The sequence below is a fragment of the Streptomyces regalis genome, from assembly GCF_001509475.1.
GTDB classification, from domain to species: Bacteria; Actinomycetota; Actinomycetes; order Streptomycetales; family Streptomycetaceae; genus Streptomyces; species Streptomyces regalis.
In genome coordinates this window covers 200,249-212,875 of the sequence record NZ_LLZG01000115.1, presented here as the reverse complement: position 1 = coordinate 212,875, position 12,627 = coordinate 200,249, and the positions used below count along the sequence as shown (strand labels likewise).

Below are 12,627 nucleotides of genomic sequence, written 5' to 3'. Positions count from 1 at the left end.
GCCCCGGACCCCAGCCGGAGCGCGTTGCCTCTGGCCGGGGACGAGAGCCTGGCGTCAGCCGAGTGCCTTGCCTGGCAACTCGACCTTCGCGCCGAGCTCCACGAGCTTCTCCATGAAGTTCTCGTAGCCGCGGTTGATGAGGTCGATGCCGTGGACGCGGGACGTGCCCTGGGCCGCCAGGGCCGCGATGAGGTACGAGAAGCCGCCGCGGAGGTCGGGGATGACGAGGTCGGCGCCCTGGAGCTTGGTGGGGCCCGAGACGACCGCGGAGTGCAGGAAGTTGCGCTGGCCGAAGCGGCAGTCGGAGCTGCCCAGGCACTCGCGGTAGAGCTGGATGTGGGCGCCCATCTGGTTCAGGGCGGAGGTGAAGCCGAGGCGGGACTCGTAGACCGTCTCGTGGATGATGGAGAGGCCTGTCGCCTGCGTGAGGGCCACGACCAGCGGCTGCTGCCAGTCCGTCTGGAAGCCCGGGTGCACGTCGGTTTCGAGGGCGATGGACTTCAACTGGCCGCCGGGGTGCCAGAAACGGATGCCCTCATCGTCGATCTGGAAGGCACCGCCCACCTTCCGGTAGGTGTTGAGGAACGTCATCATCGAGCGCTGCTGGGCGCCACGGACGTAGATGTTGCCCTCGGTCGCCAGCGCCGCGGACGCCCAGGAGGCGGCCTCCAGGCGGTCCGGCAGGGCCTTGTGGTTGTAGCCGCCGAGGCTGTCCACACCGGTGATGCGGATGGTGCGGTCGGTGTCCATCGCGATGATGGCGCCCATCTTCTGCAGCACGCAGATGAGGTCCTCGATCTCCGGCTCCACGGCCGCGTTCGAGAGCTCGGTGACGCCTTCGGCGAGGACGGCCGTCAGCAGCACCTGCTCGGTCGCGCCGACGGACGGGTACGGCAGCCGGATCTTCGTGCCGCGCAGCCGCTGAGGAGCCTCCAGGTACTGCCCGTCGGCCCGCTTCTCGATCGTCGCGCCGAACTGCCGCAGCACCTCGAAGTGGAAGTCGATGGGCCGGCCGCCGATGTCGCAGCCGCCGAGGCCTGGGATGAACGCGTGCCCGAGGCGGTGCAGCAGCGGACCGCACAGCAGGATCGGGATACGGCTGGAACCCGCGTGGGCATCGATGTCAGCGACGTTCGCGCTCTCCACGTGCGACGGGTCCATCACCAGCTCGCCCGGTTCCTCACCCGGGCGGACCGTCACCCCGTGCAGCTGCAGCAGCCCGCGTACGACGCGCACGTCACGGATGTCCGGCACGTTGCGCAGTCGACTTGGCTCGCCGCCCAGCAGAGCGGCGACCATCGCCTTCGGTACGAGGTTCTTCGCACCGCGGACACGGATCTCGCCCTCCAGCGGGGTTCCGCCGTGGACAAGCAGGACATCGTCGTTGACGGTCATGTATCTCGCGTTCCGATGAGTTGGGCAGGGGCCAGGAGGGAAAGGGTAATCGCCGCCGACCCCCCTTCAGTAAGCCCAGGGACGGCTCAGGAACGTCATAGCTCTGTCACAACACGAACCGTTCCCCATCGGCCACAAGCGGTCACCACTCCGGCCGTGCGCCGTGGGTGCTCCTTTCTGCCCTGAGCTGCATTCACTCCCGAACCCGGATTGCCTCCCCACACGAAGGGAAGATGCGGGATCATGTCTGGCATGACCGAGGTGTCCTCGCTCACAGGGCGGCTGCTCGTGGCAACGCCCGCCCTGGCGGACCCGAACTTCGACCGCGCGGTGGTGCTCCTTCTCGACCACGACGAGGAGGGCTCCCTCGGTGTCGTCCTCAACCGTCCGACCCCCGTCGACGTGGGCGACATCCTGGAGGGCTGGGCGGACCTCGCCGGTGAACCCGGCGTCGTCTTCCAGGGTGGCCCGGTGTCCCTCGACTCGGCGCTCGGTGTCGCCGTCATCCCCGGTGACGCGTCCGGCGAGAGCGCCCCGCTGGGCTGGCGCAGGGTGCACGGCGCGATCGGGCTCGTGGACCTGGAGGCGCCGCCGGAACTGCTCGCCTCGGCCGTCGGCAGTCTGAGAATCTTCGCCGGATACGCCGGCTGGGGCCCCGGCCAGCTGGAGGACGAGCTGGTGGAAGGCGCCTGGTACGTCGTCGAGTCCGAGCCGGGAGACGTCTCCTCGCCGTCGCCGGAGCGACTGTGGCGCGAGGTGCTGCGCCGCCAGCGCAACGAGCTCGCGATGGTGGCCACGTATCCGGACGACCCGTCGCTCAATTGATCCGTGTGACCTTCAGTACCCTTGGCACTTATGAGCACTCTTGAGCCCGAGCGCGGGACTGGTACGGGGACCCTCGTAGAGCCGACGCCACAGGTGTCCCACGGCGACGGCGACCACGAGCGCTTCGCCCACTACGTCCAGAAGGACAAGATCATGGCGAGCGCCCTCGACGGCACCCCCGTCGTGGCGCTCTGCGGCAAGGTCTGGGTGCCCGGCCGCGACCCGAAGAAGTACCCGGTGTGTCCCATGTGCAAGGAGATCTACGAGTCCATGGGCGCCGGTGGCGACGACAAGGGCAAGGGCAAGGGCGGGGACAAGAAGTAGTCCCTCCCGCCTGAGATTCATGTGAGGCCCCCGGGGCGCGTTCGGCGCGCTCCAGGGGCCTTCGCGTGTCACGAAGTGGTTGAGACCTCTTGTGGACATGTTCACGCAGTCCCTAGGCTCCGATGCGTTGTGCAGAGCGAAACCGTCATTGCATATGTTGCAACGCATGCTCGGAGGACCGCTCCATGAAGCTCGCCCCCAGACTCGCCGTACTGCTCACCGCCCTGGCCGTCACCGCCTGCGCCCCCCAGACCTCCACCAACTCCTCCTCCGACAAGGACGACAAGACCGGCACCCTGCGCGTCTGGCTCTTCCAGGAGGTCGGCAACGAGCCGAAGGAGAAGGTCGTCGACTCCGTCGTGGCCGCCTTCGAGAAGGAGCACAAAGGCACGAAGGCCGACGTCGAGTACATCCCGGTCGAGACCCGCGCCCAGCGCGTCAAGGCCGCCTTCAACGACCCGGACTCCGCCCCCGACGTGATGGAGTACGGCAACACCGACACCGCCGGCTATGTGAAGGACGGCGGACTCCTCGACGTCACCGGGGAGTTCGGCGACTGGAGCGAGACCAAGGACACCGACCCCACCGCCAAGCAGTCCGTCACCGTGGACGGCAAGGTCTACGGCGCGCCCTTCTACGTCGGCGTCCGCGCCCTGTACTACCGCACGGACGTCTTCGAGCAACTCGGCCTCGAAGTCCCCAAGACCATGGCCGAGTTGGCCGGGACGGCCCGCAAGATCCGCGCCGCGAAGCCCGAGCTGTACGGGCTCGTGGTCGGCGGGGCGTACACGTACGGCGCGATGCCGTTCGTGTGGGCCAACGGCGGTGAGATCGCGGCCGGCAAGGGCGGCTCGTACGCCTCGGCGATCGACAGCCCCGCCGCCCAGAAGGGCATCAAGGCCTACACCTCGCTCTTCACCGACGACAACTGTCCCGCCGCCAAGTGCGCGGGCATGGGCGGCAACGACACGATCACCGCGTTCGCGGCCGGCAAGGCGGGCATGGCGATCGGCGGCGACTTCAGCCATACGGCTGTGGAGGCCGGGAAGGTCAAGGGTAGGTACGCGGTCGTGCCGCTGCCCGGCGTCAAGGCCGGGTCGATCGCCCCTGCCTTCGCCGGCGGCAACAACATCGGCGTACTGAAGAGCACGTCGCACCGCACGCTGGCAGTCGAGCTGATGGAGCGGCTCACGTCGAAGAAGACGCAGGCGTCGATGTTCGAGGCGATGGGATTCCTGCCTACCTTCTCCGACGTGAGGCAGCAGGTTGCGGCGGAGGAGCCGTATGTGAAGCCGTTCGCGCAGACTCTGGCTGCGGGCACCAAGTTCGTTCCGGCCTCGCCTGCGTGGGTACAGATCGACTCCTCGCTGGTGCTGCCGACGATGTTCCAGGAGGTCATCAGCGGTAAGAGGGATGTGGCGGCGGCATCGAAGGACGCGGCGAAGAAGATGGACGACGCGTTCGGCTCCGCCGGATGACGGCGCCCAATAGCTCGGGAGCTGCGGATCGTTTGCGGCTGCCGGTAGTTCGTGGCTTGTCGCGCCCACGCGGCGGTAGCCGCACATTCAACACAGCCCCGCGCCCCTTGGGGCGTGGCAGCGCAGGGCGCCGGAAAGGTACCGCGGCTCCCTGGCTCTACCTCGCCCCTGCCCTGATCGTCCTTGGCGGACTGCTCGTCTACCCCATCTATCAGCTCGGGCTGATCTCGCTCTTCCAGTACACCCAGGCCCAGGTCAGCGGCGGGGAACCGACCACCTTCCAGGGCCTCGGGAACTACATGGAGCTCTTCGGGGACCCGCAGTTCTGGCAGGTGCTGTGGGCGACCGTGCTGTTCGCGGCGGCCTGCGTCGTGTCGACGCTCGCCGTCGGCTGTGCTCTCGCCGTGCTGCTCACGCGCGTGCGTGCCGTGCCGCGGCTGGTGCTGATGCTGGCCGCTATGGGGGCGTGGGCGACGCCCGCCATCACCGGGTCGACGGTGTGGCTGTTCCTGTTCGACCCGGACTTCGGGCCGGTGAACCGGATGCTGGGGCTCGGCGACCACTCGTGGACGTACGGGCGCTTCAGTGCCTTCTTCCTGGTCCTGCTCGAAGTGGTGTGGTGCTCCTTCCCGTTCGTGATGGTGACGGTGTACGCCGGCATCCGTGCCGTACCGGCGGAGGTGCTGGAGGCCGCCGCGCTGGACGGTGCCTCGCAGTGGCGGATCTGGCGGTCGGTGCTGGCGCCGATGCTGCGGCCGATCCTGGTGGTCGTCACCATCCAGTCCGTCATCTGGGACTTCAAGGTCTTCACGCAGATCTACGTCATGACGAACGGCGGCGGCATCGCGGGCCAGAACCTCGTGCTGAACGTGTACGCCTACCAAAAGGCCTTCGCGTCCTCGCAGTACAGCCTGGGCTCGGCGATCGGTGTGGTGATGCTGCTGATCCTGCTGGCGGTGACGCTGGTGTATCTGCGGTTGCTGCGCAGGCAGGGGGAGGAGCTGTGAAGTCCGTGAGGTCCGTAGGTTCCGTGACCTTCGTACGGCGTCCCTGGCGGCTGCTCGCCGAGACGTCCGCGCTGCTGATCGCTCTGGTGGTGGCCTTTCCGCTGTACTGGATGGTGCTCAGCGCCTTCAAGCCGGCCGGGGAGATCGAGTCCAGCGAGCCTCGGCCCTGGACACTGGCACCCTCCCTGGATTCCTTCCGGCGGGTCTTCGAGCAGAACGAATTCGGCCGTTACTTCCTCAACAGCCTTGTCGTCGCATGCACGGTCGTGATCGTCTCGGCGTTGATCGCGTTTCTCGCGGCGACCGCGGTGACCCGATTCCGCTTCCGCTTCCGGACCACCTTGCTGATCATGTTTCTGGTGGCCCAGATGGTGCCGGTGGAGGCCCTGACGATCCCGCTGTTCTTCCTCATGCGGGACTTCGGACAGCTGAACACGCTCGGCTCGCTGATCCTGCCGCACATCGCCTTCTCGCTGCCGTTCGCGATCTGGATGCTGCGGGGGTTTGTGAAGGCGGTTCCCGAGGCCCTGGAGGAGGCCGCGTACATCGACGGGGCGAGCCGGTCGAGATTCCTGTGGCAGATCCTTTTTCCGCTGGTCTTCCCGGGGCTCGTGGCCACGAGCGTGTTTTCCTTCATCTCGGCCTGGAACGACTTCCTGTTCGCCAAGTCCTTCATCATCAGCGACACTTCGCAGTCGACCCTGCCGATGGCCCTGCTCGTGTTCTACAAGCCGGACGAGCCGGACTGGGGCGGGGTGATGGCGGCGTCGACGGTGATGACGATTCCGGTGCTGATCTTCTTCGTACTCGTGCAGCGACGGCTGGTGTCGGGGCTGGGCGGGGCGGTCAAGGACTGAAGGGTCTGATCATTCATGGATCTCATTCCGGCACCTCGCCAGATGGAACGGGCGAAGGGCTTCTACGAACTCGGCGACGGCTTCGGGATCGAGGCCGGGCCGGGCACCGAGGACACCGCGCGCCGGCTGCGCGCGACGCTCGGCGCGGCGACCGGGCTGGCGCTGCCACCCAAGAAGGGGGACGAGTACGACGTCCTCCATCTGTCCGTCCGGCCCGGCCTCGACGCCGAGGCCTACCGCCTCGTCGTGGCCCCCCATGGCGTCCACATCCAGGGCGGCTCGCCCGCCGGTGTCTTCTGGGGCGCCCAGACGCTGCGTCAGCTCCTCGGCCCCGACGCCTTCCGGCGCGCACCTCTTCCCGGCCGTACCTGGCGGCTGCCCCTGACGGAGATCCGGGACGCCCCTCGATTCCGCTGGCGCGGCCTCATGCTCGACGTGGCCCGGCACTTCATGCCCAAGGACGGTGTGCTGCGTTACCTGGACCTGATGGCAGCCCACAAACTCAACGTCTTCCACTTCCACCTGACGGACGACCAGGGCTGGCGCATCGAGATCAGGAAGTACCCCCGGCTCACCGAGGTCGGATCCTGGCGGGCGCGCACGAAATTCGGCCATCGGGCCTCCCCGCTGTGGGACGAGAAGCCGCACGGTGGCTACTACACGCAGGACGACATCCGCGAGATCGTCGCCTACGCCGCCGAGCGGCATATCACCGTCGTCCCCGAAATCGACGTACCCGGCCACTCGCAGGCCGCGATCGCCGCGTACCCGGAACTCGGCAACACCGACGTCATCACTGCATCCATTGAGGGGGGCTCCGCACTCTCCGTCTGGGACACCTGGGGGATCAATCCGAACGTACTCGCCCCCACTGACAACACCCTGCGCTTCTACGAGGGCGTCTTCGAGGAAGTCCTGGAGCTGTTCCCCTCGGAGTTCATTCATGTCGGGGGTGACGAATGCCTCAAGGACCAGTGGCGGCAGTCGGCCGCGGCACAGGAGCGCATCAGGGAACTCGGGCTGAAGGACGAGGATGAGCTCCAGGCGTGGTTCATCGGCCACTTCGACACCTGGCTCGCCGCGCGCGGGCGCCGGCTGATCGGCTGGGACGAGATCCTCGAGGGTGGTCTCGCCCCGGGCGCGGCGGTGTCCTCCTGGCGCGGGTACGCGGGCGGCATCGCGGCGGCCCGCGCGGGCCACGACGTCGTCATGTGCCCCGAGCAGCAGGTGTATCTGGACCACCGTCAGGACGCGGGCGCCGACGAGCCGGTGCCGATCGGCTACGTCCGCACCCTGGAGGACGTCTACCGGTTCGAGCCCGTTCCCGCGGAGTTGACGCCGGACGAGGCCTCGCACGTGCTCGGGACGCAGGCCAACGTGTGGACCGAGGTGATGGAGGACCAAGCGCGGGTGGACTACCAGGCGTTCCCGCGCCTCGCCGCCTTCGCCGAGGTGGCCTGGAGCCGCCTGCCGGCCCCGGCGGAACGGGACTTCGCCGACTTCGAGCGGCGGATGGCCGCCCACTACGGCCGACTCGACGCCCTGGGAGTCGCCTACCGTCCGCCCACGGGACCGCGGCCGTGGCAGCGCCGCCCCGGGGTGCTCGGCCGCCCGATCGACGGCCCGCCCCCGAACAGGTAATGGAAAAAACCGGCAAGGTGTCACCGAAGAGTGTCAATCGTTACGCACCGGTGATGCCGTGCGAAAACGGACCATCTCCCCGATGAGGTGGGCGAATGCCTCCTAGCGGACCCCTGTCTTCGGGTCCTGCGAAGATGTGCCAGAGTTGCCACGTCCGCCCTGTCAGCACGTACCGTACGGCAGCACAGGTGGGACCAGGTGGGGCAGCGGGAAGGGGCAGCCGGTTTGACCACGCACGCACCGCAGGCGGCGCAGGCCGTCACGCTGCCCACGACGCTGGACGAGGCCGTGGCGGCACTCGCCACCACGCCCGCCGCCGTGCCCGTCGCGGGCGGCACCGACCTCATGGCCGCCGTGAACTCCGGGCAGCTCAGGCCCGCTGCGCTGGTCGGCCTCGGCCGGATCAGCGAGATCCGTGGCTGGCAGTACCAGGACGGCCACGCTCTGCTGGGTGCCGGACTCACGCACGCGCGTATGGGCCGCCCCGACTTCGCCGCCCTGATCCCGGCGCTCGCGGCCGCCGCGCGCGCCGCCGGTCCGCCGCAGATCCGCAACGCGGGCACCCTCGGCGGCAACATCGCCTCGGCGTCCCCGACCGGTGACGCGCTGCCGGTCCTGGCCGCCCTCGAAGCGACCCTGATCATCGCGGGCCCGGGCGGAGCCCGCCGGGAGATCCCGGTGTCGCACCTGCTGGCCGGCATGGAGATGCTGCGCGCCGGCGAACTCATCGGCTACGTGCGCGTGCCGCTGCTGCACGCCCCGCAGGTCTTCCTCAAGGCCACCGGCCGTACCGGCCCGGGGCGCGCGATGGCGTCCGTCGCGGTCGTCCTCGACCCCGCCCGGCGCGGAGTCAGGTGCGCCGTGGGTGCCATAGCGCCGATGGCGCTCAGGCCGCTGGAGGCCGAGCACTGGGTCGCCCAGCTGATCGACTGGGACAACAACCGCGCGATCGTCCCCGAGGCGCTGAACGCCTTCGGCGAGTACGTCGCCGCGGCCTGCATCCCCGACCCGGCCCCGGCCGAGGACGGCTCCGTGACCCAGCATCCGCCCGCCGTACTGCACCTGCGGCGCACCGTCGCCGCGCTGGCCCGACGAGCACTCGGGAGGGCGCTGTCGTGACCGACGACCAGCACGGAGAGAGCACGCCCCAGGGCGGGAGCCGCTGGGACCCGCTGCCCCAGGGTGACTACGACGACGGTGCCACCGCCTTCGTCAAACTCCCCGAAGGGGGCATCGACGCTCTCCTGGCCTCCTCCGACAGCCCGCTCGCCGCACCCGGCCACGGGTATGTGCCGCCGCAGATAACGGTCGCGCCGGGACCGGCCGAGGGCGCCGACCCCGCGGCCCCCGGTGGCTGGCCGGTCGCGGGCGCGCCCGTCGAGGGTGCCCAGTGGCCCGACCCGAACGCCGCCCCGCAGGACGCGGGCACCGGCCAGTTCACGTACCACCCCGGGGCCACCCAGCAGTGGAACTTCTCGGAGACGGTGGCCGGCCAGGACGCCGTCGCCGTGCCGGGCCAGGACGTCACCGGGCAGTGGTCGATTCCCGTCGCCGACGGTGACCTTCCGGACGAATCGGGCGAGTTCACCACGTCGTCGCTCGTCGAGCAGTGGGGCGGAACCCCGCCGGCCACACTGCCGGGCGGCGCGCCCGCACCCTGGGCGACCCAGGCGACCGGGCAGCCGTGGGGGCAGCAGGCCGAGGCCGCAGCGGCGACCGACGAGGCGGTGGGAGCCGCACCGGCGACCGGGGAGCTGACGGGAGCCGAGCACGCGCCCGGGCAGCCGGGACAGCCCGGGGCGCACGCCGACGGCCAGCACGCCGTACACCCCCCCGACCAGCCCGGTCCGGACCTCCACGCGCGCGTGGAGCCCGGCTCCGCCGCGCACGCTTCCGGGGAGCCGGTCGCGCCGGCATCCGAGCCGTCGGCCGAGATCGTCGCAGAGGCCGCGCAGAGCGCCCCTGAGCGCGGTGAGGCCGCCACGGACGCCCAAGACGCCCCAGAGGCCGCTGACGGCCCCGCAGAGGCCTCCGCCGAGCCCATCCCGGCCGAGGGCGGCGACTCCGCCCCGGAGGCCGCCGAGGACCCCGCGCAGGCCGCCGCCGACGACGTACCGGCGACCCACGGCGAGGAACACCCCCTCGCCTCCTACGTCCTGCGCGTCAACGGCGCCGACCGGCCCGTCTCGGACGCCTGGATCGGCGAGTCGCTGCTCTACGTGCTGCGCGAGCGGCTCGGACTCGCCGGCGCCAAGGACGGCTGTTCACAGGGCGAGTGCGGGGCCTGCAACGTGCAGGTCGACGGGCGGCTCGTCGCGTCCTGCCTGGTGCCCGCCGTGACCGCCGCCGGCAGCGAGGTCCGTACGGTCGAGGGCCTGGCCGTCGACGGGCAGTCCTCGGACGTGCAGCGGGCGCTCGCGCGCTGCGGCGCCGTGCAGTGCGGCTTCTGCGTGCCGGGCATGGCGATGACCGTGCACGACCTGCTGGAGGGCAACCCGGCGCCGAGCGAGCTGGAGGCCCGCCAGGCGCTGTGCGGCAACCTGTGCCGCTGCTCCGGCTACCGGGGTGTCCTGGAGGCCGTCAAGGAGGTCGTCGCCGAGCGCCAGGCGCACGCGGCGGCCGACGACGGCGAACGGGACGGCGACGAGCCGCGTATCCCTCACCAGGCGGGCCCGGGGGCCGGCGGGGTCAACCCGTCGGCGTTCGAGGCACGGGGTGCCGGGGGACCGCATGACCAGGCGTACGGACAGGACGGAGGCCAGGCGTGAGCAACGAAGCCGCCACCGCGACCACAGCCGCGGAGGCAGCACCGGCCCCCGAGCCGATCCCGCACGGCCTCGGCGCCTCCCTTCCGGCCGCCGACGCCCGCGCCAAGACCGAGGGCACCTTCCCGTACGCGGCCGACCTGTGGGCCGAGGGCCTGCTGTGGGCGGCCGTCCTGCGCTCGCCGCACCCGCACGCGCGCATCACGTCCATCGACACCTCCCACGCGCGCGAGATGCCCGGCGTACGGGCCGTCGTCACGCACGAGGACGTGCCGGGCAGCCCCCTGTTCGGACGCGGCAGAGCCGACCGGCCGGTCTTCGCCTCCGAGGTCGTACGCCACCACGGCGAGCCCATCGCCGCCGTCGCCGCCGACCACCCGGACACCGCGCGCCTGGCCGCCGCGGCCGTGATCGTCGAGTACGAAGTACTCGACCCGATCACCGACCCCGAGCAGGCCTTCGAGGCCGAGCCGCTGCACCCCGACGGCAACCTGATCCGCCACATCCCGCTGCGCCACGGCGACGCCGACGCGGCCGGCGACATCGTCGTGGAGGGCCTGTACCGCATCGGCCGCCAGGACCCGGCCCCCATCGGCGCCGAGGCGGGCCTCGCGGTTCCGCGCCCCGACGGCGGCGTGGAGCTCTACCTGGCCTCCACCGACCCGCACACCGACCGCGACCGGGCCGCCGCCTGCTACGGCCTGGAACCCGAGCGCGTGAAGGTCGTCGTCACCGGCGTCCCCGGCGCCACCGCCGACCGAGAGGACCAGGGCTTCCAGCTCCCGCTCGGTCTGCTGGCGCTGAAGACGGGCTGCCCGGTCAAACTCACCGCCACGCGCGAGGAGTCCTTCCTCGGCCACACGCACCGGCACCCCACCCTCCTGCGCTACCGCCACCACGCGGACGCCGAGGGCAGGCTGGTGAAGGTCGAGGCGCAGATCCTGCTGGACGCGGGCGCGTACGCCGACACCTCCTCCGAGGCCCTCGCCGCCGCGGTCGCCTTCGCCTGCGGCCCGTACGTCGTCCCGAACGCCTTCATCGAGGGCTGGGCCGTACGCACCAACAACCCGCCCTCCGGCCATGTGCGCGGCGAGGGCGCCATGCAGGTGTGCGCCGCCTACGAGGCGCAGATGGACAAGCTGGCCAAGAAGCTCGGCGTGGACCCGGCGGAGCTGCGCCTGCGCAACGTGATGGCGACGGGCGACGTACTCCCGACGGGCCAGACGGTGACCTGCCCGGCCCCGGTCGCGGAACTCCTCCAGGCCGTACGGGACTACCCGCTGCCCGCCCTCCCCAAGGACACACCCGAGGACGAGTGGCTGCTGCCCGGCGGCCCCGAGGGCGCGGGCGAACCGGGCGCGGTGCGGCGGGGCGTCGGCTACGGCCTGGGCATGGTGCACATGCTCGGCGCCGAGGGCGCGGACGAGGTCTCCACGGCGACGGTGAAGGTCCACGACGGCGTCGCGACCGTGCTGTGCGCGGCGGTCGAGTCGGGCCAGGGCTTCACGACGCTGGCCCGGCAGATCGTCCAGGAGACGCTCGGCATCGACGAAGTGCACGTGGCGCCCGTGGACACCGACCAGCCTCCCGCGGGCGCGGGCTGCCGCGGCCGCCACACGTGGGTGTCGGGCGGCGCCGTGGAGCGGGCGGCGAAGATGGTCCGTACACAGCTCCTGCAGCCCCTGGCGCACAAGTTCGGCATGTCCACCGAGCTGCTCCAGATCACCGACGGCAAGATCACGTCGTACGACGGCGTCCTGTCGACCACCGTCACTGAGGCGATGGACGGCAAGGAACTGTGGGCGACGGCCCAGTGCCGCCCGCACCCGACCGAGCCGCTGAACGAATCCGGCCAGGGCGACGCCTTCGTCGGCATGTCCTTCTGCGCGATCCGCGCGGTGGTGGACGTCGACATCGAACTGGGCTCGGTACGGGTCGTCGAGCTGGCGCTCGCCCAGGACGTCGGCCATGTGCTGAACCCGGCCCAGCTGGAGGCGCGGATCGAGGCGGGCGTGACGCAGGGCGTGGGCATAGCGCTCACGGAGAACCTGCGCTCGGCACGCGGCCTGATCCGCCACCCCGACCTGACGGGCTACGCGCTGCCGACGGCCCTGGACGCACCGGACATCCGGATCGTGAAGCTGGTCGAGGAACGCGACGTGGTCGCGCCCTTCGGCGCGAAGGCGGTGAGCGCGGTGCCGGTGGTGACCTCGCCGGCGGCCATCGCGTCGGCCGTACGGGCCGCGACCGGCCGCCCGGTGAACCGCCTGCCGATCCGGCCGCAGGCGGCGGTGGTGACCGGCCAGTGAGCGCGCCCCGGCCGTCCTGATGGACG

At 70.8% G+C, this 12,627-nt stretch carries 10 protein-coding genes; 9 read left to right on the top strand and 1 reads right to left on the bottom strand.

The annotated features are described in order from the left end of the window. Positions 1–54: 54 nt before the first annotated feature. Positions 55–1,395 (bottom strand): UDP-N-acetylglucosamine 1-carboxyvinyltransferase, encoded by a 1,341-nt coding sequence (murA, locus tag ADL12_RS17515; protein ID WP_062703450.1) that lies wholly within the window; start codon positions 1,393–1,395, stop codon positions 55–57. Positions 1,396–1,647: 252 nt separating this feature from the next. Between murA and ADL12_RS17510 the strand changes: the two genes are divergently transcribed. From ADL12_RS17510 to ADL12_RS17470, 9 genes are all read left to right on the top strand, one after another. Next, positions 1,648–2,220 carry a YqgE/AlgH family protein gene (locus ADL12_RS17510; protein WP_062156127.1) on the top strand — a complete coding sequence of 191 codons (573 nt, stop codon included), beginning with the start codon at positions 1,648–1,650 and terminating at the stop codon, positions 2,218–2,220. A 30-nt stretch (positions 2,221–2,250) separates the two neighbouring features. Further along, complete coding sequence (locus tag ADL12_RS17505) at positions 2,251–2,544, top strand: DUF3039 domain-containing protein (protein WP_062703448.1); 294 nt, start codon at positions 2,251–2,253, stop codon at positions 2,542–2,544. 185 nt (positions 2,545–2,729) lie between these two features. Continuing rightward, positions 2,730–4,022 (top strand): extracellular solute-binding protein, encoded by a 1,293-nt coding sequence (locus ADL12_RS17500; RefSeq protein ID WP_062703446.1) that lies wholly within the window; start codon positions 2,730–2,732, stop codon positions 4,020–4,022. Continuing rightward, positions 4,019–5,029: a carbohydrate ABC transporter permease gene (locus tag ADL12_RS17495; RefSeq protein ID WP_062703445.1), complete on the top strand. Its 1,011-nt coding sequence runs from the start codon at positions 4,019–4,021 to the stop codon at positions 5,027–5,029. Before ADL12_RS17500 ends, ADL12_RS17495 begins: the two co-directional genes overlap by 4 nt. 5 nt (positions 5,030–5,034) lie before the next feature. Next, entirely contained in the window at positions 5,035–5,886 is an 852-nt protein-coding gene (locus ADL12_RS17490) for a carbohydrate ABC transporter permease (protein WP_244187923.1), read from the top strand. 15 nt (positions 5,887–5,901) lie between these two features. Continuing rightward, the gene (locus tag ADL12_RS17485) at positions 5,902–7,527 is read left to right on the top strand and encodes a beta-N-acetylhexosaminidase (RefSeq protein WP_079052093.1); all 1,626 of its coding nucleotides are present in this window, start codon (positions 5,902–5,904) and stop codon (positions 7,525–7,527) included. 225 nt (positions 7,528–7,752) lie between these two features. Beyond that, positions 7,753–8,646: an FAD binding domain-containing protein gene (locus ADL12_RS17480; protein ID WP_062703439.1), complete on the top strand. Its 894-nt coding sequence runs from the start codon at positions 7,753–7,755 to the stop codon at positions 8,644–8,646. Then, positions 8,643–10,295 carry a 2Fe-2S iron-sulfur cluster-binding protein gene (locus tag ADL12_RS17475; RefSeq protein WP_062703432.1) on the top strand — a complete coding sequence of 551 codons (1,653 nt, stop codon included), beginning with the start codon at positions 8,643–8,645 and terminating at the stop codon, positions 10,293–10,295. Before ADL12_RS17480 ends, ADL12_RS17475 begins: the two co-directional genes overlap by 4 nt. Further along, positions 10,292–12,601 (top strand): xanthine dehydrogenase family protein molybdopterin-binding subunit, encoded by a 2,310-nt coding sequence (locus ADL12_RS17470; protein WP_062703430.1) that lies wholly within the window; start codon positions 10,292–10,294, stop codon positions 12,599–12,601. Before ADL12_RS17475 ends, ADL12_RS17470 begins: the two co-directional genes overlap by 4 nt. Positions 12,602–12,627 lie beyond the last annotated feature (26 nt).